The following is a 25,527-nucleotide window of genomic DNA, read 5'->3' as shown; positions in this document are numbered from 1 at the left end:
GTCCCGCATCCGTCGCACCCCCCGCACCGGCCTCCGCATCCGCTCAGGGCACCGCCGCGTCGATCGCCTTCACGATCCGTTTGTCCGAAACCGGGTGGGCGGTCCCCAGCGAGTGCGCGAAGTAGCTGACCCGCAGCTCCTCGATCATCCACCGGATGTCCCGCACCGGCTGCGGCACCGGACGTCCCCGGGGCAACTGCTCCAGCAGCCACGCGTACTCGTCGCGCATGTCGTGCACCTTCTCCATGCGGGTGGTGTCCCGCTGGACGCCTGCCGGCATCTGCTGGAGCCGCCGGTCGACGGCCACCAGGTAGCGCATCAGGTCCGGCAGCCGGCCGATCCCCGTCTCGGTGACGAAGCCGGGCTTCACCAGCGCGGCCAGCTGCTCCCGCACGTCCGTGGTGTTGGCGAGCAGCGCGGGGCTGGTGGTGGCCCGCAGCCGTCGCTCGGCGGCCTGCCAGGCGGCGAGGACCTGGCGCACCTGGTCCACCGTGCGCACCGTCAGGTCGACGATGTCGGCCCGCACCCGTTCGTACAGCTTCCGGTACGACTCCTCGTCCCAGGCGGGCCCGCCGAAGTCGGCGATCAGCCGGTCCGCGGCGGCCGTGGCGCAGTCCTCGAAGAGGGCCTGCACCGAACCGTGCGGATTGGCGGACAGCGCGAGCTTCTGGGCGTTGCCGAGCTTGTCGAGGGCGAACTTGGCCGGGTTCACCGGGATGTTCCGCACGATGAGCCGCCGGATGCCCCGCCGCATCGCCTCGGTCTGTTCCGCCTCGGAGTCGAAGAGCCGAACGGACACCGTGTCGACGCCGCTCCCGGCAGCGGCGTCGACGGCGTCATCGACGAGGGCCGGGTACGCCTTGACGGGCTGGCCGGCGCGTTTGGCCTCGAAGACCCGCGACAGCGAGCCGATCGTCCAGTCGGTGAGCCCGGAGCGTTCGACGGCGCCCTGGCCGGAGCGCTCGGCGCTGGCTGCGGCGGCCTTGGACAGTGCTTGGCGGGCCTTGGGTCGCAGCCGCTGCCGCAGCGCCTCCAGGTCCTTGTCCTCGGCGTCCGGGGCGACCTTGCGGCGGCGCTCGTCGACGATCCGGAACGTGATGCGCAGGTGGTCGGGGACCTTCGACCAGTCGAAGTCGTCCGGCGAGACGGGCACCCGTACCAGGGCGTGCAGCTCCCGGGCGAGCGTCACCTCCAGGGGCTCCTGGAGCGGGGTCGCCCGGGCCAGGAACCGTCCGGCGAAGTCCGGTGCGGGCACGTAGTGCCGGCGCACCGGCTTGGGCAGGGAGCGGATCAGCTCCGTCACGACCTGCTCGCGCAGCCCGGGGATCTGCCAGTCGAAGCCCTCGTCGGTGACCTGGTTGAGCACCTGCACCGGGATGTGGACGGTGACGCCGTCGGCGTCCGCGCCCGGTTCGAACTGGTACGTCACCCGGAACTTCAGCCGCCCCTGGGTCCAGGAGTCCGGGTAGTCGGCCTTGGTGACGGCCTGGGCGGACTCCCGGATCAGCATCTCCCGCTCGAAGTCGAGCAGGTCCGGCTCCTCCTGGCGCTTGCGCTTCCACCAGGAGTCGAAGTGCGCCCCGGACACCACGTGCGGGGGCACCCGCTGGTCGTAGAAGTCGAACAGCGTCTCGTCGTCCACGAGGATGTCGCGGCGGCGGGCCCGGTGCTCCAGCTCCTCGACCTCGGTGAGCAGTCGGCGGTTGTCCGCGAAGAACTTGTGGTGCGTGCGCCAGTCGCCCTCGACCAGGGCGTTGCGGATGAACAGGTCGCGGGAGGTCTCCGGGTCGATCCGGCCGTAGTTGACCTTGCGGTGGGCGACGACCGGCACCCCGTAGAGGGTGACCCGCTCGTACGCCATCACCGCGGCCTGGTCCTTCTCCCAGTGCGGTTCGCTGTAGGTGCGCTTGAGCAGGTGTTCGGCGAGGGGTTCGATCCAGTCGGGTTCGATCTTGGCGTTGACCCGGGCCCACAGTCGGGAGGTCTCCACCAGTTCGGCCGACATGACGACCTTGGGCTGCTTCTTGAACAGCGCGGAGCCGGGGAAGATCGCGAACTTGGCGCCGCGGGCGCCCAGGTACTCGTTCTTCTCGGTGTCCTTGAGCCCGATGTGCGAGAGCAGTCCGGCGAGCAGGGAGGTGTGGACGGCCTGCTCGGAGGCGTCGGTGTCGTTGACGACGACGCCCATGGTCTTGGTGACCGAGCGCAGTTGCGCGTAGATGTCCTGCCACTCGCGGATGCGCAGGAAGTTCAGGTACTCCTGCTTGCACATGCGGCGGAACGAGGACGAGCCGCGTTCCTTCTGCTGCTCGCGGACGTACCGCCACAGGTTGAGCAGGGCGAGGAAGTCGCTGGTCTCGTCCTTGAACCGGGCGTGCTGCTGGTCGGCCTGGGTCTGCTTGTCGACGGGGCGTTCGCGGGGGTCCTGGATGGACAGGGCGGCGGCGATGACCATGACCTCGCGGACGCAGCCGTTGCGGTCGGCCTCGATGACCATGCGGGCCAGGCGCGGGTCGACGGGGAGCTGCGCCAGTTTCCGGCCGAGCGGGGTGAGGCGTTTGCGCTGGTCCTTCTCCGCGGGGTCGAGGGCGCCGAGTTCCGTCAGGAGTTGGACGCCGTCGCGGATGTTGCGGTGGTCCGGCGGGTCGATGAACGGGAACTTCTCGATCTCGCCCAGCCCGGCCGAGGTCATCTGGAGGATGACGGAGGCGAGGTTGGTGCGCAGGATCTCGGCGTCGGTGAACTCGGGCCGGGACTCGAAGTCGTCCTCCGAGTACAGCCGGATGCAGATGCCGTCCGAGGTGCGTCCGCAGCGGCCCTTGCGCTGGTTGGCGCTGGCCTGGCTGACGGGCTCGATCGGCAGGCGCTGGACCTTGGTGCGGTGGCTGTAGCGGGAGATGCGCGCGGTGCCCGGGTCGATGACGTACTTGATGCCGGGGACGGTCAGCGAGGTCTCGGCGACGTTGGTGGCGAGGACGACCCGGCGGCCGGCGTGGGGTTGGAACACCCGGTGCTGTTCGGCGTGCGACAGCCGGGCGTACAGCGGCAGCACCTCGGTGTTCTGCCGGAGCACGGCCGGGGAGCGGACGAACATCTTGTTCAGGGCGTCGGCGGTGTCCCGGATCTCCCGTTCGCCGGAGAGGAACACCAGGACGTCGCCGGGGCCCTCGCCCTGGAGTTCGGTGACGGCGTCGCAGATGGCGGTGATCTGGTCGCGGTCGCCCCCGTCCGCTTCTTCGGCGTCGTCCTCCAACAGCGGCCGGTAGCGCACCTCCACGGGGTACGTACGGCCGCTGACCTCCACGATCGGGGCGTCGCCGAAGTGGCGGGAGAAGCGTTGCGGGTCGATGGTGGCCGAGGTGATGATCACCTTGAGGTCGGGGCGGCGGGGCAGCAGCTGGGCCAGGTAGCCGAGCAGGAAGTCGATGTTGAGGGACCGCTCGTGGGCCTCGTCGATGATGATCGTGTCGTAGGCGCGCAGGTCGCGGTCGGTCTGGACCTCCGCGAGCAGGATGCCGTCCGTCATCAGCTTGACGAAGGTGTCCTGGCCGACCTGGTCGGTGAAGCGGACCTTCCAGCCGACGGCCTCGCCCAGCGGGGTGCGCAGTTCCTCCGCGACGCGTTCGGCGACGGTGCGGGCCGCGATGCGGCGGGGCTGGGTGTGGCCGATCATGCCCCTGACGCCGCGGCCCAGTTCCAGACAGATCTTGGGGATCTGGGTGGTCTTGCCGGAGCCCGTCTCGCCCGCGACGATCACCACCTGGTGGTCGCGGACCGCCGCGAGGATCTCGTCCTTCTTCTGGCTGACCGGCAGTTCCGGCGGGTAGGTGACCGCGGGGACGCGGGCGGCGCGGGCCGCGATGCGCGACTCGGCCCGTTCGACCTCCGTGGTGATCTCGGCGAGGACCGTCCGGCGGGCTTCGGGCGCGCGGATGCGTCGGGCGCCGTCGAGTCGGCGGCCCAGGCGGTGGGCGTCCTTCAGGGGGAGCTCGGCGAGACGTCGGCCGAGGTCGTCTCGGGCGCCGTGGGCGGGAGCGGGCTGCGTAGACATACGCCCCCCAGGATCTCACCTCGCCCGCAACACCGACGAACCCTTTTCTCCGGAGGTTCCCGGAGGCTCCCTCCGTGCTTCTCGAAGGCTTCTCGAAGGCGTCTCCAAGGCGTCGTGAAGGCTTCCCGCGCGTGATTGCCGTGTCCGCGACCTTGAAGGAGGTGCAGGTCAGAGGGTTGGTTGAAGTAAGCGGAAGATAAAAGTTGAGCGGTCTCCGCTCAGGTCTGTTGACCGAGCCGAGGGCTTCGTGCATCCTTGAGCCTGTCCCGCTCAGGTTCGCTCTTCGTCGAACCCGGGCGGAGCGCAGTCAGTCCGATGCAAGTTCTCTGGAGGAACCGAAATGGCACGTGCGGTCGGCATCGACCTGGGCACGACTAACTCCGTCGTCAGCGTTCTGGAGGGCGGCGAGCCCACCGTCATCACCAACGCAGAGGGCGCCAGGACCACGCCGTCCGTCGTCGCCTTCGCCAAGAACGGCGAGGTGCTCGTCGGCGAGGTGGCCAAGCGCCAGGCCGTCACCAACGTCGACCGGACCATCCGGTCCGTGAAGCGCCACATGGGCACCGACTGGCGCGTCGACATCGACGAGAAGGCGTTCAACCCGCAGCAGATCTCCGCGTTCATCCTGCAGAAGCTGAAGCGCGACGCGGAGTCCTACCTCGGCGAGAAGGTCACCGACGCGGTCATCACCGTCCCCGCGTACTTCAACGACTCGGAGCGCCAGGCCACCAAGGAGGCCGGTGAGATCGCGGGCCTCAACGTCCTGCGCATCGTCAACGAGCCGACGGCCGCCGCCCTCGCGTACGGCCTCGACAAGGACGACCAGACGATCCTCGTCTTCGACCTCGGCGGCGGCACCTTCGACGTCTCGCTGCTGGACATCGGCGACGGCGTGGTCGAGGTGAAGGCCACCAACGGTGACAACCACCTCGGTGGTGACGACTGGGACCAGCGGGTCGTGGACTACCTGGTCAAGCAGTTCAACAACGGTCACGGCGTGGACCTCGGCAAGGACAAGATGGCCGTCCAGCGCCTGCGCGAGGCCGCCGAGAAGGCCAAGATCGAGCTGTCCTCGTCCACCGAGACCTCGATCAACCTGCCCTACATCACGGCGTCCGCCGAGGGCCCGCTGCACCTGGACGAGAAGCTCACCCGCGCCCAGTTCCAGCAGCTGACTGCGGACCTGCTGGAGCGCTGCAAGACCCCGTTCCACAACGTCATCAAGGACGCGGGCATCGCCCTGTCCGAGATCGACCACGTGGTCCTGGTCGGCGGTTCCACCCGGATGCCCGCCGTCGCGGAGCTGGTGCGCGAGCTGACCGGCGGCAAGGACGCCAACAAGGGCGTCAACCCGGACGAGGTCGTCGCCATCGGAGCCTCGCTCCAGGCCGGTGTCCTCAAGGGCGAGGTCAAGGACGTCCTGCTCCTCGACGTCACCCCGCTGTCCCTCGGCATCGAGACCAAGGGCGGCATCATGACCAAGCTGATCGACCGCAACACCACGATCCCGACCAAGCGGTCGGAGATCTTCACGACGGCCGAGGACAACCAGCCGTCCGTGCAGATCCAGGTCTACCAGGGCGAGCGCGAGATCGCGGCGTACAACAAGAAGCTCGGGATGTTCGAGCTGACCGGTCTGCCGCCCGCCCCGCGCGGCGTCCCGCAGATCGAGGTCTCCTTCGACATCGACGCCAACGGCATCATGCACGTGACCGCGAAGGACCTGGGCACGGGCAAGGAGCAGAAGATGACCGTCACCGGTGGCTCCTCGCTGCCGAAGGACGAGGTCAACCGGATGCGCGAAGAGGCCGAGAAGTACGCGGACGAGGACCACGCCCGCCGCGAGGCCGCCGAGAGCCGCAACCAGGGCGAGCAGCTCGTCTACCAGACGGAGAAGTTCCTCAAGGACAACGAGGACAAGGTCCCCGTTGACGTGAAGACCGAGGTCGAGGAAGCCGTCGTCGAGCTCAAGGTGGCCCTCAAGGGCGAGGACGCGGCTGCGATCCGCACCTCCACGGAGAAGGTCGCTGCCGTCTCCCAGAAGCTGGGCCAGGCCCTCTACGCGGACGCCCAGGGCGCCGCGGGCGGTGCCGAGGGTGCCGAAGGCGCCGCCGGTGCCGGTGCGAAGGCCGACGACGACGTCGTCGACGCCGAGATCGTCGACGAGGACCGCAAGGACGGTGCGGCGTGACCGAGGAGACCCCGGGCTTCGACGAGAACGACGAGCCCGCTGACGTCTCCGACGGCGCCGCCTCCGAGAGCGCGGCCGACGCCGCCGCCCCCGCCGAGCCCTCCGCGAAGGAGGGCCCGGCGGGCCGGGCCGGGGACGCAGACGCACAGAACGTCGGTCTGACCGCCGAACTGGACCAGGTGCGCACCGCGCTCGGCGAGCGCACCGCGGACCTCCAGCGACTTCAGGCCGAGTACCAGAACTACCGTCGTCGGGTCGAGCGCGACCGGATCGCGGTCAAGGAGGTCGCCGTGGCGAACCTGCTGGCCGAGCTCCTGCCCGTCCTCGACGACATCGGCCGGGCCCGTGACCACGGCGAGCTCGTCGGCGGATTCAAGTCGGTGGCCGAATCGTTGGAGACGGTGGCCGCGAAGATGGGCCTCCAGCAGTTCGGCAAGGAGGGCGAGCCCTTCGACCCGACGATCCACGAGGCCCTGATGCACAGCTACGCGCCGGACGTCACGGAGACGACCTGCGTGGCGATCCTCCAGCCGGGGTATCGGATCGGCGAGCGCACCATCCGCCCCGCGCGGGTGGCGGTGGCCGAGCCGCAGCCGGGGGCGCAGCCCGCGAAGGCGGACGGCGAGTCCGAGTCGGACCCGTCCGCGGCCGGCAAGGGCGCCGAAGGCGGCAAGGGAGCCGAGGGTTCCCCGGGCGCCGAGGGCAAGGACAGCGGTGCCCCGGACGAGGGCTGACCGCGTCACGCACGGAGAGGAGGGACGTCGAGGATGAGTACCAAGGACTTCATCGAGAAGGACTACTACAAGGTCCTCGGCGTCCCGAAGGACGCCACCGAGGCCGAGATCAAGAAGGCGTACCGGAAGCTCGCCCGCGAGTTCCACCCGGACGCCAACAAGGGCAACGCCAAGGCGGAGGAGCGCTTCAAGGAGATCTCCGAGGCGAACGACGTCCTCGGTGACCCGAAGAAGCGCAAGGAGTACGACGAGGCCCGCGCCCTCTTCGGGAACGGCGGCTTCCGCCCCGGACCCGGGGCGGGCGGCGGCGGCTCGTTCAACTTCGACCTGGGTGACCTCTTCGGCGGCGGCGGTGGCGGCCCCGGCGGCGGTACGGCGGCCGGTGGTTTCGGCGGCGGCATCGGTGACGTCTTCGGCGGGTTGTTCAACCGGGGCGGCACCGCCACCGGGAACCGGGTGCAGCCGCGGCGCGGCCAGGACATCGAGTCCGAGGTCACGCTGAGCTTCACCGAGGCGGTGGACGGTGCGACGGTTCCGCTGCGGATGTCCTCGCAGGCGCCCTGCAAGGCGTGTTCGGGCACCGGCGACAAGAACGGCACCCCGCGGGTGTGCCCGACCTGCGTCGGCACCGGGCAGGTGTCCCGGGGCGGCGGGGGCGGCTTCTCGCTCACCGATCCGTGCGTGGACTGCAAGGGCCGCGGACTGATCGCGGAGACCCCCTGCGAGGTCTGCAAGGGGTCCGGGCGGGCCAAGTCCTCGCGGACCATGCAGGTCCGCATCCCCGCGGGCGTCTCGGACGGGCAGCGCATCCGGCTGCGCGGCAAGGGCGCCCCGGGCGAACGCGGCGGCCCGGCCGGTGACCTGTACGTCGTCGTGCACGTCGGCACGCACCCCGTGTTCGGCCGCAAGGGCGACAACCTCACCGTCACGGTGCCCGTCAGCTTCGCGGAGGCGGCCCTCGGCGGCGAGGTGAAGGTGCCGACGCTGGGCGGTCCCGCGGTGACGCTGAAGTTGCCGCCGGGCGTTCCCCACGGCCGTACGATGCGGGCCCGGGGCAAGGGCGCGGTCCGCAAGGACGGCACCCGCGGCGATCTGCTGGTGACGGTGGAGGTCGCGGTGCCCAAGGACGTGACCGGCAAGGCCCGGGACGCCCTGGAGGCGTACCGGGAGGCTACTGCGGACGTCGATCCGCGGGCGGAGCTGTTCGAGGCCGCGAAGGGAGCATGAACGCCATGGACGGGATGGGCACGGGCGGTCGGCGCCGCAACCCCTACCAGCTGACCGACGAGACGCCGGTGTACGTGATCTCGGTGGCGGCCCAGCTGAGCGGGCTGCACCCGCAGACCCTGCGGCAGTACGACCGGCTCGGCCTGGTCTCTCCGGACCGGACCGCCGGCCGGGGCCGTCGTTATTCGGCCAGGGACATCGAACTGCTCCGTCAGGTGCAGCAGTTGTCGCAGACCGAGGGCATCAACCTCGCCGGGATCAAGCGGATCATCGAACTGGAGGGCCAGGTGGCCGCGCTCACGGCGCGGGTCGCGGAACTCCAGGACGCGGTGGAGGGCGCTGCGGTGGCCATCCAGCAGCGGGAGGCGGCCGTCCACGCCTCGTACCGGCGGGACCTCGTGCCCTACCAGGAGGTCCAGCAGACCAGTGCGCTGGTCGTGTGGCGTCCCAAGCGGCAGGACTGAGCGTCCGGCTTTCGTGCACGCGCGCGGCCGAGGGGCCGGAAGGCGAACCTTCCGGCCCCTCGGCCGTGTCCGGACGAGCCGGACGGGCACACCCCGGTGAACCCCCCTGTGGATAACCCGGGTGTGACTGTCAGTGAGGTGTGCGAGTCTTGACGTACTCGCTCGGACTCAGGTGATCCATGGGAAAGTCGGGGCTACGGCCGATGGGCGGCGGGTCTGCCGGACCAACGGCTCCCGGTGTGGTCCACGGAGTCGCTCAGGCCGACTGCCGTCGGTCGGAGCATCGGGCGCAGGCGCCCGGGTGTGGGCGCCCCGGGTCGGCCAGGGGGATTGGCCGACTCGGGGACAACCCGGGGGCGACTAAGAATTCCCCTCCCCTCGCCCCGTGCACCCACTTTGCCGGTCACGGGGCGGTGACACCACCGTCATCTTGTTGCACTGCGCCAAGAGGAGGGGGGACGCAAGGGGGAAGAAGCGGATGAATCGGCAGGAAAGCTACTCCTTAGGTGGGGGCGGGGACATGGCTGAGGCGCACACGCACGGAGTGGATCAGCTCTGTGAGGAGGGTGAGCGCGTGTACGGGGCGGCCCTCAAGGGCGGACGCATCGAGCGAGCCGCGGCGGCCGGGGCGCCCTGCCTGGTCACGCTGGGCCTGCTGTACTCGGACCCCGACGACGCGGCGTGGCTGGTGCCCGAGTCTCCGGGCGAGGTGATCGCCCGGCTGACCCGCGGCCTACGGGACGAGTTGGCGCAGAGCCATGCGCGGGCGACCGCGGTGACCCTGCTCGCCGAGCGGTACACGGGGGCCGGTCCCGACCTGCCCTCGGCGGGGCACGGCATCCGGGTGCTGGAGAGCAAGCCCCGCATCCGGGACGCCATCGCCGAGGCGTCCGACGGTTGCGTCGTCGAGCACCTGGCCGTCCAGCCGGGCGGGGTGCGCCGCGAGAACGTGTTGAACGACGCCCTGCCGTTGGCGCTGGACATGGCGCAGCGCGGGGTGCGCATGCGGACCCTGTACACCCATGCCGCGCGGCACGGGCAGGGCCTCTTCGAGTACGTGGAGCGGGTCGGCGGCGCCGCCGAGGTGCGCACCCTGGACGAGGTCTTCGAACGGCTGCTGATCTTCGACCGGAAGGTCGCGTTCGTGCCGGCGACCGAGGACCGGACGGTCGCCCTGGAGTTGCGGCACCCCGGTCTGGTGGGGTTCCTCGCGATCGTCTTCGAGCGGTTCTGGCGGTTGGGGCACCCGCTGGTGGAGCCGCTGCCCTCCGGCTCCGGGGTCACCGGCATCACCCGTCGGGAATGGGCCATCGCGGCGCTGCTCGCCGAGGGGCACACCGACGCGGAGATAGCGCAGCGCCTCGGCATCAACGTGCGGACGGCCCGCCATCACATCCGCAAGCTGGCCGAGGAGTTGGGCGCCGCCAGTCGGGCCCAGCTCGGGGTGCGGATCGCGCAGGCCGGCCTGGACACCCCGCCGCGTCCGCCCACGCCCTGACGGACGGTCGGGTGCGGGTCCTGGCGCGGGTCCTGGCGCGGGGGTGACCGGTCGGCCGGTCCGTCACTGGTCGTGCTCCAGCATGCCCGACCGGGAGATCAGGTAGCCGAGCTGGGCCCGGCTGCCGCTGCCGAGCGCGGAGGCGAGCCTGGCGATGTGGGCGCGACAGGTGCGGACGTTCATGCCGAGGCGCCGTGCGATGGCCTCGTCCACGTACCCCTCGACCAGGAGTTTGGCGATGGACTGCTGGACGCCGGTGATGCCCTCGGGCGTGGACCGGTAGGGCACCTCGTCGAGCAGCGGGGTCGCGCGCCGCCACAGTTGTTCGAAGACCCGGACCAGATAGCGGACCAGTCCGGGGTGGCGCAGTTCGAGCGCCACGTCGTCCTTGCCGCTGCCGTCGGTCCCGGCGGGGATGAAGGCCACGGTGTCGTCGCAGACGATGAGCCGCTCGATCAGCTCCTCCAGGGTGCGGATCTCGATCAGCCCGTCGGCCATCCGGTCCACGTACGCCATGGTGCCCTGGCTGTGTCGGACGGTGTGTTGGTAGAGGGTCCTGATCCGGATGCCCCGGTCGGTCAGCGGGCGATCGCGTTCGAGGGCCTGGCTGAGGATGTGCTCGCTGCGGCGCCCGCCCGGCTGGATGGTGAGCACCTCCGAGCGGACCTCGGCGGTGGCGACGTTCAGCGCCGCGTTGATCCGGTCGATGCCTTCGAGCACGGTGATCGCGTGGGTGGGCGCGGGGCTCTGCGCACTGATGGCCATGAACGGCTCAAATGATTCGGTCAGTTCGATGGACAGCCGCCGCCTGTCCAGGATCTCCCTTTCTATGGGATGCAGCCGTTGGGCCAGCGCCACCGACGGGGGGACGGGCCGCAGCCAGTTCGCATCGTCCGGATCCGGGTGGAGTAGCGCGAATTCCAGGAGGCACGGGGCGGCCGTAACCTCCGCCCGGGCGATTCTTCCGGCACTCAGTGCGCTGGCGTAGAGCTGCCCGCCCTCGGCGCACAGCTCGGCCATGGAGTGGTGATGTGTCGGATGTGTGTTGGTTATGGGCAAATCTCCACCCCCCAGGGTCTTGAACGTGCAGGAACATGATGCATCGCTTCAGTGGTGTTGACGTGCCTGAATGAGCCATCGTCTTGTTGCACCGGGGGAGAGGACTCATCAGGTGAGGACGAAGCCGACTATGTTCAAGAGAATGCTTCGCTCAGTGCTGGCGACTTTCTCCGTGGTGGTGGCCGCGGGCGCACTCGGTGCCACGACCGCTCACGCCGACACCGGTTGGGGCCCGGTCGCCCCGGCCAAGGGCGGCCCCGTCATCAGCAAGCCCGCCGACACCGGCTGGGGCACCTTCGCCCCGGCCGACACCGGTTGGGGCACGTTCGTCCCGACCAAGGGCGGCCCCGTCATCAGCAAGCCCGCCGACACCGGCTGGGGATCATGAGCACGCCGCCCGACGATCGTTCCTTCCGGCGCGAGATGGCCACCGCCTACCGCTCCGGATGGCACTTCATCGACCTGGTCACGGCCATTCCCCACCAGGGTGACTCACTCATGGTGACCCTGTTCGGGGAGCCGGTCGTCGTCGTGCGGGACGAGGACGAGGACGTTCGTGCGTACCGCTGTCTGCGCAGGCCGCGGGGCGCGCCACGACCCGTTCGGTGCGCCATCCGATACGGGATGATCTTCGTCAATCTCGACCAGCGCGACCATGAGCAACTGGTGGACCGCGACACTCCGTTGCACGACACCCCGACGACCATCTCCGCCACCCCCCGCAGTGCCTGAGGCGATTCCCCCGTCGTTATAGATCGCCTCGGGTACTTCCCCCCGCAGCGGCGCCACCGTGGACCTGAAACACGGTGGCGCCGCTGTCGTCGTCCCCCCCCCACCCGTCACGCTGCGCCCCGCGCCCCTTCACCGGGCCGGGGCGTTCGTCGTCCTCCGGGGTGAGTGGAATAGGCTCAACTTTGTGTAAGTTGGTTAGGTCAGGTACGAGCGACAGGAGGAGACAGCGCACGTGGACGCCGAGCTGACGAACCGGAGCAGGGACGCCCTCAACGCGGCGAGCAGCCGCGCCGTCGCCGGGGGGCACCCGGACCTCACCCCCGCACACCTACTGCTCGCCCTGCTCGACGGGGAGGGCGACCGGCCCGCCGAGAACATCATCGACCTGCTGGCCGCGGTGGAAGCCGACCAGGCCGCGGTGCGCGCCGGCGCCGAACGGCTGCTCGCGGAGCTGCCCAGCGTGACCGGGTCCACCGTCGCGCCCCCGCAGCCCAGCCGCGAGACGCTGGCCGTCATCGCCGACGCCGCGCAGCGCGCGAAGGACCTGGGCGACGAGTACCTCTCCACCGAGCACCTGCTGATCGGCCTCGCCGCGAAGGGCGGCCGGGCCGGTGAGATCCTGGGCGAGCAGGGCGCGACGGCGAAGAAGCTGCTGGCCGCCTTCGAGGAGAACAGGGGAGGGCGCCGCGTGACCACACCGGACCCGGAGGGCTCGTACAAGGCCCTGGAGAAGTTCGGCACCGACTTCACGGCCGCCGCCCGGGACGGCAAGCTCGACCCGGTCATCGGCCGGGACCAGGAGATCCGCCGGGTCGTTCAGGTGTTGTCCCGCCGCACCAAGAACAACCCCGTGCTGATCGGTGAACCGGGCGTCGGCAAGACCGCCGTGGTGGAGGGGCTGGCCCAGCGCATCGTCAAGGGCGACGTACCGGAGTCGCTGAAGAACAAGCGGCTGGTGTCGCTGGACCTCGGGGCGATGGTCGCCGGGGCGAAGTACCGGGGCGAGTTCGAGGAGCGCCTGAAGACCGTCCTCGCCGAGATCAAGGACAGCGACGGCCAGATCGTCACCTTCATCGACGAGCTGCACACCGTCGTCGGCGCGGGTGCCGGCGGCGACTCCGCGATGGACGCCGGCAACATGCTGAAGCCGATGCTCGCCCGCGGCGAGCTGCGCATGGTCGGCGCGACCACCCTGGACGAGTACCGCGAGCGGATCGAGAAGGACCCCGCGCTGGAACGCCGCTTCCAGCAGGTGCTGGTCGCCGAGCCGACCGTCGAGGACACCGTCGCCATCCTGCGCGGGCTCAAGGGCCGCTACGAGGCCCACCACAAGGTGCAGATCGCGGACAGTGCGCTGGTCGCCGCCGCCACCCTCTCCGACCGGTACATCACCTCCCGGTTCCTGCCGGACAAGGCCATCGACCTGGTGGACGAGGCCGCGTCCCGACTGCGGATGGAGATCGACTCCTCGCCCGTCGAGATCGACGAGCTCCAGCGGGCCGTGGACCGGCTGCGCATGGAGGAGCTGGCCCTCGCCAAGGAGACCGACCCCGCCAGCCGCCAGCGCCTGGAGAAGCTGCGCCGCGACCTCGCCGACAAGGAGGAGGAGCTGCGGGGTCTCACCGCCCGCTGGGAGAAGGAGAAGCAGTCCCTCAACCGGGTCGGCGCGCTGAAGGAACGCCTCGACGACCTGCGCGGACAGGCCGAACGGGCCCAGCGCGACGGCGACTTCGACACCGCCTCCAAGCTGCTCTACGGGGAGATCCCCGACCTGGAGCGGGACCTGGCGGAGGCGTCGGCGGCCGAGCAGCAGGCGGCCCGGGACACCATGGTCAAGGACGAGGTCGGCCCCGACGACATCGCCGACGTCGTGGGTGCGTGGACGGGAATTCCGGCCGGACGGTTGCTCGAAGGCGAGACGCAGAAGCTGCTGAGGATGGAGGAGGAGCTCGGCCGGCGCCTGATCGGACAGGCCGAGGCCGTGCGCGCGGTGGCCGACGCGGTGCGCCGCACCCGGGCCGGCATCGCCGACCCCGACCGGCCCACCGGCTCGTTCCTGTTCCTCGGCCCGACCGGGGTCGGCAAGACGGAGCTGGCGAAGGCGCTGGCGGACTTCCTCTTCGACGACGAGCGGGCCATGGTCCGCATCGACATGTCCGAGTACGGCGAGAAGCACAGCGTGGCCCGGCTCGTCGGCGCGCCCCCCGGCTACGTGGGCTACGAGGAGGGCGGCCAGCTCACCGAGGCGGTGCGCCGGCGCCCGTACAGCGTCGTCCTGCTGGACGAGGTGGAGAAGGCTCACCCCGAGGTCTTCGACGTGCTGCTCCAGGTCCTCGACGACGGGCGGCTCACCGACGGCCAGGGCCGCACGGTCGACTTCCGCAACACCATCCTCATCCTCACCTCCAACCTCGGCAGCCAGTACCTGGTGGACCCGCTGACCGGCGAGGACGAGAAGCGGCGCCAGGTCCTCGACGTGGTCCGGGCCTCCTTCAAACCGGAGTTCCTGAACCGTCTGGACGACCTGGTGGTGTTCACGGCGCTGGGCCGGGAGGAGCTGACCCGGATCGCCCGCCTCCAGGTCGGTCGGCTCGCCGGGCGGCTGGCCGAGCGACGGCTCACACTGGAGGTGAGCGAGGAGGCGCTCGCCTGGCTCGCCGAGGAGGGCAACGACCCCGCGTACGGTGCCCGGCCGCTGCGCCGGCTGGTGCAGACCGCGATCGGGGACCGGCTCGCCCGGGAGATCCTCGCGGGCGAGGTGCGCGACGGCGACACCGTCCGGGTCGACGCCTTCGGGGACGGCCTGCTCGTGGGCCGCGCCGGCGGGCCCCCGGACGGAACGGCTGATCCGGACGGAACGACGGATTCGGGCGGAGCGGCGGATTCCGAGGCTCCGCGGGAGGGGTCCGCGACGGGCGGAAAGACGCTCTGAGCGAACCCCGAGGGGGCCTGGTGGCCGAATTCGGCCACGGACGCGCAAAGCCAGCCGGGCGGGGGTTGCCAGTACCCGCCCGGCATGAGGGAGGATGACTCAATCCGTTCGAAGGGAAATACACGGTGAGCATCGACCCGTCCTCGATTCCGAACTTCGGGGGCCAGCCCGAGCCGCAGCCCGGCGGGCCGGCCGGCCCCGTCGTTCCGGATCAGGACCTCGTGAAGCAGCTCCTGGAGCAGATGGAGCTGAAGTACGTCGTCGACGACGAGGGTGACCTCGCGGCGCCGTGGGAGGAGTTCCGCACTTACTTCATGTTCCGCGGCGAGGACGAGCAGCAGGTCTTCTCCGTGCGGACGTTCTACGACCGGGCGCACGCCATCGAGGACAAGCCGGCGCTGCTGGAGTCCATCGACGACTGGAACCGGCGCACGCTGTGGCCCAAGGTCTACAGCCACACGCACGACGACGGCACCGTCCGGCTGATCGGTGAGGCGCAGATGCTCATCGGCACCGGGGTGAGCCTGGAGCACTTCGTCTCCTCCACGGTGAGCTGGGTGCGCGCCGCGATCGAGTTCGACCGCTGGCTGGTCGAGCACCTGGGCCTGGAGAAGGACGTCGACTCCGCCGAGGGTTCCGGCGACGACGCCGACGGCGGCGACGACAAGTAGTCGGTCGCCCCGCCCGTCTCGTCCGCCCCGCCCGTCACAAGGGAGCGCGGCCGAAGGCGATCAAGAACGCCCCGTAGGACAGGGAGAGCCCGGTCAGGAACGCGATCACCACGATCGCGGGTCCCGGCCGGGCTCTCGCCGTGCGGGCCAGCGCCCGCGCCAACGGGATCAGCAGCGGGAACGCGGGCAGCAGGAACCTCGGCTTGGACTCGAAGAACCCGGCGCCGCCGAGGGCCACCGCCAGCAGCACCCCGGAGTAGACGACCAGCGGCAACGGCGTCCGTTCGACCAGCAGCAGCACGAAGAGCAGCACCGCCAGCAGCACGATCAGCAGCGCCATCGGGTACACGAACTTGCTGGTCCGGGCCAGCACCACGCCGACGAAGGCGAAGGCGCCCTGTCCGAAGTCGAAGCGGGAACCCCAGTCCCGTTGCACGTCGAAGTAGCCGCCGAGCGGGTCGCCCCGGCGCTGACCCACCCACAGGACGTACCCGCACCAGCCGGCGGGCGCGAGCAGCGCCCCCGTCCACAGCCTGTGGACGGAGCTGCGCCCCTGCGCCCCGTACGCCCGCGCGCCCGCCCCCCGTACGCCCGACTCCCCCGGCTGCGGCCCGCGCGGTCCGGCCGTGCGCGGGTGGACCTCCCGGTGGCGGCGCCACAGCTCGTGGGCCGCCGCGGCCAGCACCGCCGCCGCCACCGCGAACCCGTTGGGCCGGGACAGCCCGGCGAGCGCGGCCAGGGTGCCCGCCCACACCCAGCGCCCGGTGAGCGCCGCGTACAGCGCCCAGGCGGCGAACGCGGTCAGCAGGGGCTCGGTGTAAGCCATCGACAGCACCACCGAATGCGGGAGCACCCCCCACAGCAGCACCAGGACCACCCCGGTGGGCCGGCCGTACAGATGGCTGCCGAGGGTGAAGATGCCGCAGGCCGCGGCTGCCGCGGCGGTCCACGCCACCAGGAGTCCCGCCGCGCCCCAGGACACCGGCAGCACGGTCTCCACCCCGCGCACCAGCCCCGGGTACAGCGGGAAGAACGCCAGGTCGCTGAAGACGACCCCGGGCCGGTAGTGGGTGGTCCGGTGCCCGTAGCCGTACACCGCGATCCCCAGGTACCAGGCGGAGTCCCAGGACCGGCCGAGCATCCGGAGCACCGGCCGGTCCGTCGCGAAGGCGGCGACGGCGACCGCGAGCACGCCGGCGAGCCGGACCGCGGCGAACAGTCCGAGCGCGGAGACGACCGGTGGTAGCCGCCGCGACCGCCACAGGCGCCGCAGGGGGCGCAGGGGGCGGGGGAGGTCCGGCCCGGCGGCGGGGGGCCGGGGGGCCGGGGGCGCGAGGGTGCTGGGGTGGCTCACACGGGAACCTTGGCGTCCCGCGCCCCGTCCGGTGGCTGAGGCGCGGCGGGGTCCCGTTCAGGCCCACCCGATCCGGTGCACGGGTGGCGTCGGTCCGCGTTCCCTTCGGGTGCGTCCTGGTGGGCCTGTGTTCGTGCGTGCGGGTGCGCTGGTGTTTTGCGCAGTTCCCCGCGCCCCTGACGGGGCACGCCTCGCCGTTGCGGATCCGCCCGCCCGCCGGGGCGCCCCGTCCGGTGGCTGAGGCGCGGCGGGGTCCCGCTCAGGCCCACCCGATCCGGTGCACGGGTGGCGTCGGCCCGCGTTCCCTTCGGGTGCGTCCTGGTGGGCGTGTGCTTGCAGGTGCGGGTGCGCTGGTGTTTTGCGCAGTTCCCCGCGCCCCTGACGGGGCACGCCTCGTCGTCGCGGTTCCGCCCGCCGGGGGCGCGGGGAACTGCGCGGGCAACCACGACGCACCCGCACGGGCTCAGGCCCGCGTCCCACCGGGGTTCGAGCCGCCGCGAGAGGGGCTCCTAGAAATCAGACCACAATCTGAGTACAGTCTGAGTATGAGCGTCATACACCTCGGAGCGGAATCCGTCTCCTTCACCGACCTCTCCCGTAACCCGAAGGGCGTCGCGGCCAGGGCGGCGGCCTTGGGGCAGCTCCGCGTCACGCACCGGGACGCGCCGGACATGGTGCTGACGACCGCCGTGCGGGCCGAACACGCCGAGGAGAATCTGACCACCGCGTCCCGGCTCTTCCTCGCGCTGATGAAGCAGGACGACGGGGCCAAGTCCCTACTACTCGCGCTGCCCGAGGTGTTCCCCTGGGTGCGGCACCTGGACGCGGAGGAGGTCCGCGCCTTCACCGTCGAACTCCTCGACGCGCTGTCCGACGCGGCGGAGCTGGGCGCGGGCGAGGCCGTGCACCGTGCGATCGTCTCCTGGCGCGCCACCGCCCGCATCAACGCTGACCCCGAGCAGCTCGGGCAGTCGCTGCGCCCGCTCGACGGCGACGACCTCGGCTAGGTCGGGACCCGCCCGCCGGGGCGCCCCGTTAGGGGCGCGGGGAACTGCGCGGGCGACCACGACGCACCCGCACGCACGAGCGCCGGCCCGCGCCGTCCGGTGGCCGAGGCGCGGCGGGGCCCGTCCAGGCCCACCCGATCCGGCGCAGGGGGGCGCGGGCCCGCGCCCCCCTGCGGGTGCGTCCTGGTGGGTCTGCGTTCGTGGGTGCGGGTGCGCTGGTGTTTTGCGCAGTTCCCCGCGCCCCTGACGGGGTACGTCTCGCCGTCGCGGATCCGCCCGCCCGCCGGGATCCGTCCACCGGGGCGCCCCGTTAGGGGCGCGAGGAACTGCGCGGGCGACCACGACGCACCCGCACGGGCTCAGGCGGTGAGGCGCTTGAGGCGGTCGACGGCCTCGCGCAGGACCTCCTCGCGCTTGCAGAACGCGAACCGCACGAAGGGCGCGCCCGCCTCCCGGTCGTCGTAGAAGACGGCGTTCGGGATGGCGACGACGCCCGCGCGCTCGGGCAGGGCGCGGCAGAACGCGAAGCCGTCCCGCTCGCCGAGGGGGCGGACGTCGGTGGTGATGAAGTACGTGCCGGCGGGGAGGTACACCTCGAAGCCCGCCTCGGTCAGCCCCCCGGCGAGCAGGTCCCGCTTGGCCCGCAGCTCGGTGCGCAGCCCGTCGAAGTACGCGCGCGGCAGCGACAGCGCCTCGGCGACCGCGTACTGGAACGGGCCCCCCGACACGTAGGTGAGGAACTGCTTCGCCGAGCGGACGGCCGAGACCAGCGGGGGCGGGCCGGTGACCCAGCCGACCTTCCAGCCGGTGAAGGAGAAGGTCTTGCCCGCCGAGGAGATCGTCAGCGTGCGCTCGCGCATCCCCGGCAGCGTGGCCAGCGGAACGTGCCCCGCCCCGACACCGGCCCCGGCATCGGCCCCGTCCGCCGGGCCGGTCGGCTCGGCGAAGACCAGGTGTTCGTACACCTCGTCCGTGAGGACGAGGAGGTCCCGTTCCACGGCGAGGCGGGCGATCTCGGTCAGCTCGGCCCGGGTCAGCACCGTGCCCGTCGGGTTGTGCGGGGTGTTGATCAGCAGCAGCCGGGTGCGCGGGGTGACGGCGGCCCGCAGCTCGTCCAGGTCCAGCCGGAACCGGCCGCCCCGGGGCCGCAGGGTGACCGGGACCCGGGTGCCGCCCGCCAGGGCGATGCTCGCGGCGTACGAGTCGTAGTACGGCTCCAGGGCCACCACCTCGTCCCCGGGCTCCACCAGGGCCAGCAGGGCCGCCGCGATGGCCTCCGTGGCGCCGGTCGTGACCAGCACCTCGGTGTCGGGGTCGTACGTCAGCCCGTAGCGGTCGGCCTGGTGCGCGGCGATCGCGGTGCGCAGCTCCGGCACGCCGGGGCCCGGCGGGTACTGGTTGCCCCGACCGTCGCGCAGCGCCCGGACCGCCGCCTCGCGCACCGACTCGGGCCCGTCCGTGTCAGGGAAGCCCTGACCGAGGTTGATCGCGCCGGTCCGGGCGGCCAGCGCGGACATCTCGGCGAAGATCGTCGTGCCGAACTCGGCGAGGCGGCGGTTGAGCAGCGGGCGGGCGGCGGGGCCGGGGGACGAGGTCATGGGCGCCATCCTGCGCCGAACCTCTGGACTTCCTCAACTCCGCTTTGGCCCGTCGCAGGCGGGGGCATCTCCGTTGCACACGGCGAGCAGGCCCCTCCCCGGGGCCGCTCACGGGGGAAGAGTCAGAATCGGCGCGAAACGTACAACGCGCCCGGAGTGGTCGTCGCCGGTCGGCGGCGGACCACTCCGGCAGGGCCCCGCGCGCGGGGTCAGGGAGGGGGAGTCATGGTCGTGGGCATCCTGGTCATCACGGGAGTCGTGGTGATCGTGGCCATCGCGGTGATCACCGCCAGCAGGACCCAGCGTCCGGCGAGGCGCAACAGCCGCAGCTGGTACACGGGCAGCAGCAGCACCAACCACGGAGGCGGGAGCGGGGGCGGGCACTCCTGCTCCAGCGGCGGGTCTTCCTGTGGTGGGAGTTCTTCCTCCTGCGGTGGGAGTTCCTCATCCTGCGGTGGGGGCGGGGGTGGGTGCGGCGGAGGCAGCTGACACGGGGCAGCTGGTCCGTCCGCCCGCGCACACCGTGCAGCGCCCGTCGGCTCCGGCCGGCGGGCGCTGCGCCGTGCCCGGCCCGGCAGGAGGCGCCCGATGCGTGAGGGGGGCGTGCGAACTCGGTGCACTCCCCGGTCCGGGAGTCCGTCGCGCACCGTCCGTCCCATGAGTGCCGTTCCGTCATCACCGGTTCCCGCAACGGAGGTTGAACACGTGAGCAGGGCAGCCCTCTGGGGGATGGAATGCGCATGAACTTGGGTAAAAACGCTGTGGTGGCGCTGAAGTTCATGATTCCCTCTTAACGTCAACGCAGCCCTCGGACACCTCGTGGGCACGAGCCGGCATGCAGATCGCCCGGAACCGCTCCGGACCGTATCCCCCGCGTCCACCGCGGGCGCCCCGCCGGCTCCCTCTCCCTTTGTGTGCTAGCGGAGCCGACCCATGCTCACGACCCTGAAAACCTCCTACACCGATACCAGTGCCACCGACCTCGCCTGGGCGCTGGGCCGGGAGCCGCTGCCCGCCCTGGCCACCCTCGATCTAGAACTGTCCGACGCCAAGCTCCAGTTGCGCCTGCTCGGCGCGTCCCACCAGGTCCTGCTGGAGGAGGAGCGCGGCACCTGTTCGGAGACCGTCGCCTGCATCCCCGGCAGCAGCACCCCCCTCCCGCTCGGCGTGGCGGAGCGGGTCGGCGACTGGGAGTACGAGTTCGCGGCCCGCGTCGAGACCCTGTCCGGCGGGCAGTTCGCCGGTCGGGCGCAGGAACTCATCGCGCTGGTCTCGGACCACCCCAACGGTCTCGCGGGAGTCTTCCCCGGCGATCCGCACGCCTTCACGGCGATGCTCGCCCAGCTCCACAACGGCCATGTGCACTGGCGGACTTGGCACGCGTACCCGCAGGACGGCCAACTCGTCGCGACCCGTACCCGGGTGGGCTTACGGGTCGCCGCCACGCTCTAGGCGCGCGTCGTCCGGGACGGCGCCTTGCCCCGCCGGCAGGTCCACACGTGTGGGTGACCAGCCCCGGTGAAACGGTGACGTACCGTCGCAACGTGATCGAATCGCCCCCGCCGGTCCCGGTCGCCGTTCCGCCCGGTGCGTCCCCCCGCGCGGAAGGCCGGACACCGCTGCCCGTTCCTGCGGGCGCGGCCCGGTTCCTCGTCCTGGTGGGCGTGTTCGTCTGCGCGGCCTGCGGGCTCGCCTACGAACTCGAACTGCTGGCCGTGGCCTCCTCCTTGTGGGGCGATTCGGTCACCCAGGCGTCCCTGGTGCTCTCCGTGATGGTCTTCGCGATGGGCCTCGGCTCGCTCGCCGCGAAACGGTTGCGCAGCCGCGCCGCGGTCGGCTTCGGGCTCATCGAGGCCGTCCTCGCCCTGATCGGCGGGTGCAGCGGCATGGCCCTCTACGCGGCCTTCGCCTGGACGGGCGGTCCCGGTGCCGGAGCGGGCGGCGGGCCCGCGGCCTGGGCGCAGGACCACCGGGTGCTGCTCGTCGGGTTCTCCCTCGCGATGGGGGTGCTCATCGGCGCCGAGGTGCCCCTGTTGATGGTCCTCATCCAACGCATCCGGCGCCAGGACGCCAGCGGCGCCGTCGCCGACCTGTTCGCCGCCGACTACGTGGGCGCCCTGGTCGGCGGGCTGGCCTTCCCGTTCCTGCTGCTGCCCGTGTTCGGCCAGCTCACCGGCACGCTGCTGACCGGCGTGGTGAACGCCGTCGCGGGCGGGCTGCTGGTCCTCGGGCTGTTCCACCGGGACCTGACCCGACGGGCCCGCCGCCTGGTGCTCGCCGCCAACGTCATCGCCCTGGCCCTGCTCGCCGCCGCGGCCCTCCTCGTCGACGACTTCGAACGGACCGCGCGGCGCACGATGTACGGGGACGACGTGCGCTCCACCGCCTGGACCGGACAGCAGGAGGTGGTCCTCACCGGCGGCGGCGACCGTCCCGTCCACCTCTACGTCGACGGCCGGCACCGGTTCGCCGCGGGGGACGCCCCCCGCTCCCACCAGCCGTACGAGGCCCTGGTGCGGCCCGCGTTGGTCGGGCCGCGGGCCCGGGTACTGGTCCTGGGCGGCGGCGACGGGCTGGCGGCCCGCCAGGTCCTCGCGCACCCCGGGGTCCGCCGGCTCGACCTGGTGGAACCCGACGCCGGACTCGTCCGGTTGGCCCGTACCGATCCGGCGCTCACCGCCCTCAACGGCGGCGCCCTGCGCGATCCGCGGGTCCGGACCACCACGGCGGACGTCTTCGACTGGCTGCGCGCGGGCCGGGCGGGGCCGGCCGGGCGGGGCCGGTACGACGTGGTGATCTGCGATCTGCCCGGGCCCGGCCGGGTCGAGAGCGCCAAGCTGTACTCCCGGGAGTTCTACGAACTGGCCCGCCGGATGCTCACGGAAACCGGACGGCTGGCCGTCCGGGCGGGCGGGCCGGAGGACGGCGACCAGGGCCCGCGCACGTTCTGGACCGTCGAGGCGACCGTACGGGCCGCCGGACTGCGGACCGTCCCGTACGCCTCGCCCGCCGCGGGGGTGCGCGGCTGGGCGGTCGTCCTGGCCGGGCGCCGGGCCCCGACCCCCGGAGCCCCGACCCCCGGAGCTCCGCCCTCCGCAGCGCTGCCCGCCGCGGTGAGTCCGAGGGCCCCCGAACTGCCGCCCACCGCGCCCACCGCGCTCACCGCCCGGGCGCTCGCGGACGCGGTGCGGCGCGCGGAACGCGAGCGGCCGTCCGGGGCGCCCGTCTCCACCCTGGTCCACCCGCGGTACGCCTGAGGCCCCGGACGCGCCCGGCACGGTGTGCGGCCCGATTCGTCACCGGGTACGCGACCCGATCCGGGGGAACCGATCCGGCGGTCCGGCGGCCCGGGGCGGAGGACGTCGGTACGCTCGGGTGCCATGAAGCACGAGGTGTTCCTTCCGCTCGGGGTAGAACCTCTGCGCGCGGCGCTCGCCGATCCGACGACGGTGACCCGTTCAGTCCCGGGCTTCCAACAGGACGCCGGGGACGCACCCGGCACGGGCCGACTCAAGTTCCGCGCCGGCGGGACCACCATCACGTACCGGGGTGCCTTCCGGATCGGCGATCCCCCCGAGGACCCGGGCGACCCCGAGGGCGTCACCTTCCGGGCCGAGGGCACGGAGGTGCGCGGCACGGGCACCGCTGACGTCACGGTCACGGTGACCCTGACGCCCACCGGGGAGGGGACCACCGCGGCCTTCACCGTCACCGGCAGCGGGGACGGCCGGGCCGCGGAGCTCGACGCGCAGGCGCTGGAGTCCGCGGGCGTACGGCTGCTGAACCGGTTCGCCGAGGCGCTGACCGCGGCGGCCGGGCCCGACACCGGAGCCGGGGCGTACGACGGTGACGACCTGAGCGCCGACGCCGAGACGGACGCGCCGCCCGCGGCCCCCGACCCGGAGTTCGTCGACGTCGAACCGAGCACCTGGGCCGACGGGGACGGCCCCGACGGGCCCGACGGCACCGACGGCCCCGACGGCACCGACGCGTTCGCGGACACCGAGCCCGACGCCGAGGACGAGCCCGACGCCGGAACCGCGGAAGACACCGACGGCGTCGACGAGGTTCCCGAGGACCAGGGCATCGAAGCCGTCGAAGCCGTCGAAGCCATCGAAGGCATCCAAGCGGCCGCAGGCGTCGAAGGTCCCGAGGGGGGCGACGGCATCGACGGCGGCGCAAGCGGCGAGGGCGTTGGAAGCGGCGAGAGCGTCGGAAGCGCTGAAGGGTTGGACGTCGCGCACGCCGACGTCCCGCCCGTGGAGGCCGCCCACGCCCGCCGCACGATGATCGGCCGCAGCGCCGAGGAAGTGGACCACGCGCCCCCGCGCGGACGGTACGCCCCCGTGCCCGCGCCGGAGGCCACCGCTCAGGGCGCCACCCTGCGCTGGGCCGCGCCCGCCGCCGCCCTGGCCGTGGCCACCGCGATCGTCGTGGGACGGGCCCTGCGCCGGCGGCGGTGACCGCTGACCGTAGGGTCGGACCGTGAGCAACGACAAGATCACGCTGACCGCGGGCGACGCGGAGGTGACCGTGCTGCCGGGCGACGGCGGCCGGATCGGGAGTCTGCGGATCGACGGGACGGAGCTGCTGCGCCAGGGCGAGCGCTACGGGTCGTTCCCGATGGTGCCCTGGTGCGGACGCATCCGCGACGGACGGTTCCGGGACGGCGCCGAGGTCCACCAGATGCCGTTGAACGCCGCCCCGCACGCCATCCACGGCACCGCCCGGGACGGCGCCTGGCGCACCGCCCGCAACAGCCTCACCGCCGACCGCGCCGTCATCACCCACCAACTGGCCGAACCGTGGCCGTACTCCGGGCTCGTCACGCAGACGGTCGAACTGACCCCCGACTCGCTGACGCTGGGCCTCGCCGTGGAGACGTACGACTCGTCCTTCCCCGCGCAGGTCGGTTGGCACCCCTGGTTCAACCGGCAGCTCGAACCGGACGGCGCCCCCGTTCAGCTCGCGTTCGACGCCGCCTGGCAGGAGGAGCGGGGCGCCGACCACCTGCCGACCGGACGCCGCATCGACCCGCTGCCCGGCCCGTGGGACGACTGCTTCGGCATGCCCGACGGGGTGGACGTCACCCTGAACTGGCCGGGTCGCCTCGCCCTCACCGTCACCTCCCGCGAACAGTGGGTCGTGGTGTACGACGAGCAGGAGGCCGCCGTGTGCGTGGAGCCGCAGACCGGCCCCCCGAACGGCCTGAACACCGCCCCCCGGCTCGTCACCCCGGTGCAGCCGCTGGAGGCCACCACCACCTGGACCTGGCGCCGCCCCTGAGCCGGCGGCCGGGCCCCGGAGCGCGCGGCGCACCCCGGGGCCCGGCCTAAGCTGGCGGCATGAGCGACGCACGAAACGCCCTGCTGAAGCAGATCAAGGACAAGGCCGTGGTCCACGGCAAGGTGACCCTCTCCTCGGGTATCGAGGCCGACTACTACATCGACCTGCGCAGGGTCACCCTGGACGGCGAGGCCGCGCCCCTCGTCGGTCAGGTGATGCTCGACCTCACGGCCGACCTGGACTTCGACGCGGTCGGCGGCCTCACCATGGGCGCCGACCCGGTCGCCGCCTCGATGCTGCACGCCGCGGCGGCCCGCGGACAGCGGCTCGACGCGTTCGTCGTCCGCAAGGCCGCCAAGGCGCACGGCATGCAGCGCCAGGTGGAGGGCCCGGACATCAAGGGGCGTCGCGTCCTGGTGGTGGAGGACACCTCGACCACCGGCGGTTCCCCGCTCACCGCCGTCGAGGCGGTGCGCGCGGCGGGCGCCGAGGTGGTCGCCGTCGCCACCATCGTGGACCGGGCGACGGGCGCCGCCGAGAAGATCACCGCAGGGGCCTCGGTGCCGTACCTGCACGCCTTCGGCAAGGACGAGCTGGGTCTCGACTGACCCCGTCGCACCGTCCGAGTGACTGCTGTGTCCGGTGTGACCCGGTTTCGCCGGGACACCCCGGACTGGGGCGGCCTTCCGCATCTGGAAGGATGGGTACGACGATGACGTCGCC

19 protein-coding genes and 1 pseudogene are annotated in these 25,527 nt (G+C 72.1%); 15 read left to right on the top strand and 5 right to left on the bottom strand.

The features are described 5' to 3' along the window. Positions 1-43: 43 nt before the first annotated feature. Positions 44-4,051: an ATP-dependent RNA helicase HrpA gene (gene hrpA, locus ACFV88_RS01615; protein ID WP_385484812.1), complete on the bottom strand. Its 4,008-nt coding sequence runs from the start codon at positions 4,049-4,051 to the stop codon at positions 44-46. A 340-nt stretch (positions 4,052-4,391) separates the two neighbouring features. On the opposite strand from hrpA, the gene dnaK reads away from it, so the two are divergent. The 5 genes from dnaK (at position 4,392) to ACFV88_RS01590 (ending at position 10,165) form a co-directional block, all read left to right on the top strand. Continuing rightward, complete coding sequence (gene dnaK / locus ACFV88_RS01610) at positions 4,392-6,242, top strand: molecular chaperone DnaK (protein WP_385484810.1); 1,851 nt, start codon at positions 4,392-4,394, stop codon at positions 6,240-6,242. Beyond that, complete coding sequence (gene grpE, locus ACFV88_RS01605) at positions 6,239-6,976, top strand: nucleotide exchange factor GrpE (protein ID WP_385484808.1); 738 nt, start codon at positions 6,239-6,241, stop codon at positions 6,974-6,976. The genes dnaK and grpE overlap by 4 nt, the downstream gene beginning before the upstream one ends. Positions 6,977-7,009: 33 nt before the next feature. After that, positions 7,010-8,203, top strand: a complete 1,194-nt coding sequence (dnaJ, locus tag ACFV88_RS01600; protein ID WP_385484806.1) for a molecular chaperone DnaJ — start codon at positions 7,010-7,012, stop codon at positions 8,201-8,203. A 14-nt stretch (positions 8,204-8,217) separates the two neighbouring features. Continuing rightward, positions 8,218-8,667, top strand: a complete 450-nt coding sequence (locus ACFV88_RS01595; protein WP_385485179.1) for a heat shock protein transcriptional repressor HspR — start codon at positions 8,218-8,220, stop codon at positions 8,665-8,667. A gap of 520 nt (positions 8,668-9,187) precedes the next feature. Next, a complete protein-coding gene (locus ACFV88_RS01590) occupies positions 9,188-10,165 on the top strand; it encodes a LuxR C-terminal-related transcriptional regulator (RefSeq protein WP_385484804.1) in 978 nt (325 codons plus the stop codon). Positions 10,166-10,228: 63 nt separating this feature from the next. On the opposite strand, the gene ACFV88_RS01585 is transcribed toward ACFV88_RS01590, so the two are convergent. Then, entirely contained in the window at positions 10,229-11,185 is a 957-nt protein-coding gene (locus ACFV88_RS01585) for a helix-turn-helix transcriptional regulator (protein ID WP_385484802.1), read from the bottom strand. A 181-nt stretch (positions 11,186-11,366) separates the two neighbouring features. Between ACFV88_RS01585 and ACFV88_RS01580 the strand changes: the two genes are divergently transcribed. The 4 genes and pseudogenes from ACFV88_RS01580 (at position 11,367) to ACFV88_RS01565 (ending at position 15,559) form a co-directional block, all read left to right on the top strand. Continuing rightward, on the top strand, positions 11,367-11,612 hold the full coding sequence (locus tag ACFV88_RS01580; protein WP_385484800.1) for a hypothetical protein: 246 nt from the start codon (positions 11,367-11,369) through the stop codon (positions 11,610-11,612). After that, positions 11,609-11,956 (top strand): hypothetical protein, encoded by a 348-nt coding sequence (locus ACFV88_RS01575; RefSeq protein WP_385484798.1) that lies wholly within the window; start codon positions 11,609-11,611, stop codon positions 11,954-11,956. The genes ACFV88_RS01580 and ACFV88_RS01575 overlap by 4 nt, the downstream gene beginning before the upstream one ends. 232 nt (positions 11,957-12,188) lie before the next feature. Further along, a pseudogene (gene clpB / locus ACFV88_RS01570) lies at positions 12,189-14,783 on the top strand (ATP-dependent chaperone ClpB); the annotation flags it as partial. Between the two features lie 230 nt (positions 14,784-15,013). Then, positions 15,014-15,559 carry a YbjN domain-containing protein gene (locus ACFV88_RS01565; RefSeq protein ID WP_385484796.1) on the top strand — a complete coding sequence of 182 codons (546 nt, stop codon included), beginning with the start codon at positions 15,014-15,016 and terminating at the stop codon, positions 15,557-15,559. A 34-nt stretch (positions 15,560-15,593) separates the two neighbouring features. Here the strand turns inward: ACFV88_RS01565 and ACFV88_RS01560 are convergent, their stop codons facing one another. Beyond that, complete coding sequence (locus ACFV88_RS01560; protein ID WP_385484794.1) at positions 15,594-16,913, bottom strand: hypothetical protein; 1,320 nt, start codon at positions 16,911-16,913, stop codon at positions 15,594-15,596. Positions 16,914-17,458: 545 nt separating this feature from the next. On the opposite strand from ACFV88_RS01560, the gene ACFV88_RS01555 reads away from it, so the two are divergent. Beyond that, positions 17,459-17,920 carry a prevent-host-death family protein gene (locus ACFV88_RS01555; protein ID WP_385484792.1) on the top strand — a complete coding sequence of 154 codons (462 nt, stop codon included), beginning with the start codon at positions 17,459-17,461 and terminating at the stop codon, positions 17,918-17,920. Between the two features lie 359 nt (positions 17,921-18,279). Here ACFV88_RS01555 and ACFV88_RS01550 read toward each other — a convergent pair whose 3' ends face one another. Together ACFV88_RS01550 and ACFV88_RS01545 are read right to left on the bottom strand one after the other, a co-directional pair. After that, entirely contained in the window at positions 18,280-19,527 is a 1,248-nt protein-coding gene (locus ACFV88_RS01550) for a pyridoxal phosphate-dependent aminotransferase (protein WP_385484790.1), read from the bottom strand. Between the two features lie 200 nt (positions 19,528-19,727). After that, the gene (locus ACFV88_RS01545; RefSeq protein ID WP_385484788.1) at positions 19,728-19,874 is read right to left on the bottom strand and encodes a hypothetical protein; all 147 of its coding nucleotides are present in this window, start codon (positions 19,872-19,874) and stop codon (positions 19,728-19,730) included. Between the two features lie 577 nt (positions 19,875-20,451). Here ACFV88_RS01545 and ACFV88_RS01540 point away from each other — a divergent pair. The 5 genes from ACFV88_RS01540 to pyrE all read left to right on the top strand — a co-directional run bounded on the left by ACFV88_RS01540 (position 20,452) and on the right by pyrE (position 25,412). Continuing rightward, entirely contained in the window at positions 20,452-20,970 is a 519-nt protein-coding gene (locus ACFV88_RS01540; RefSeq protein WP_385484786.1) for a DUF2617 family protein, read from the top strand. Between the two features lie 92 nt (positions 20,971-21,062). Then, positions 21,063-22,775, top strand: coding sequence for a polyamine aminopropyltransferase (locus ACFV88_RS01535; RefSeq protein WP_385484784.1), 1,713 nt, complete (start codon positions 21,063-21,065; stop codon positions 22,773-22,775). A 123-nt stretch (positions 22,776-22,898) separates the two neighbouring features. Beyond that, on the top strand, positions 22,899-23,981 hold the full coding sequence (locus ACFV88_RS01530; RefSeq protein WP_385484782.1) for a carbon monoxide dehydrogenase: 1,083 nt from the start codon (positions 22,899-22,901) through the stop codon (positions 23,979-23,981). Positions 23,982-24,003: 22 nt separating this feature from the next. Next, positions 24,004-24,804 (top strand): aldose 1-epimerase, encoded by an 801-nt coding sequence (locus ACFV88_RS01525; RefSeq protein WP_385484780.1) that lies wholly within the window; start codon positions 24,004-24,006, stop codon positions 24,802-24,804. A 59-nt stretch (positions 24,805-24,863) separates the two neighbouring features. Next, complete coding sequence (pyrE, locus tag ACFV88_RS01520; protein ID WP_385484778.1) at positions 24,864-25,412, top strand: orotate phosphoribosyltransferase; 549 nt, start codon at positions 24,864-24,866, stop codon at positions 25,410-25,412. Positions 25,413-25,527: the final 115 nt, after the last annotated feature.

Source organism: Streptomyces sp. NPDC059816 (assembly GCF_042732055.1).
In the GTDB taxonomy this organism is placed as follows: domain Bacteria; phylum Actinomycetota; class Actinomycetes; order Streptomycetales; family Streptomycetaceae; genus Streptomyces.
Note: the sequence above shows the minus strand (reverse complement) of the source record. Positions and strands in the feature narration are given on the sequence as shown.

Coding starts and splice junctions, on each gene's coding strand:
- ACFV88_RS01580 (WP_385484800.1), top strand. CDS start 11,367: ATGCTTCGCTCAGTGCTGGCGACTTTCTCCGTGGTGGTGGCCGCGGGC.
- ACFV88_RS01590 (WP_385484804.1), top strand. CDS start 9,188: ATGGCTGAGGCGCACACGCACGGAGTGGATCAGCTCTGTGAGGAGGGT.
- ACFV88_RS01550 (WP_385484790.1), bottom strand. CDS start 19,527: ATGGCGCCCATGACCTCGTCCCCCGGCCCCGCCGCCCGCCCGCTGCTC.
- ACFV88_RS01530 (WP_385484782.1), top strand. CDS start 22,899: ATGAAGCACGAGGTGTTCCTTCCGCTCGGGGTAGAACCTCTGCGCGCG.
- pyrE (WP_385484778.1), top strand. CDS start 24,864: ATGAGCGACGCACGAAACGCCCTGCTGAAGCAGATCAAGGACAAGGCC.
- hrpA (WP_385484812.1), bottom strand. CDS start 4,051: ATGTCTACGCAGCCCGCTCCCGCCCACGGCGCCCGAGACGACCTCGGC.
- ACFV88_RS01540 (WP_385484786.1), top strand. CDS start 20,452: ATGCTCACGACCCTGAAAACCTCCTACACCGATACCAGTGCCACCGAC.
- ACFV88_RS01575 (WP_385484798.1), top strand. CDS start 11,609: ATGAGCACGCCGCCCGACGATCGTTCCTTCCGGCGCGAGATGGCCACC.
- ACFV88_RS01585 (WP_385484802.1), bottom strand. CDS start 11,185: ATGGCCGAGCTGTGCGCCGAGGGCGGGCAGCTCTACGCCAGCGCACTG.
- dnaK (WP_385484810.1), top strand. CDS start 4,392: ATGGCACGTGCGGTCGGCATCGACCTGGGCACGACTAACTCCGTCGTC.
- ACFV88_RS01555 (WP_385484792.1), top strand. CDS start 17,459: ATGAGCGTCATACACCTCGGAGCGGAATCCGTCTCCTTCACCGACCTC.
- dnaJ (WP_385484806.1), top strand. CDS start 7,010: ATGAGTACCAAGGACTTCATCGAGAAGGACTACTACAAGGTCCTCGGC.
- ACFV88_RS01595 (WP_385485179.1), top strand. CDS start 8,218: ATGGGCACGGGCGGTCGGCGCCGCAACCCCTACCAGCTGACCGACGAG.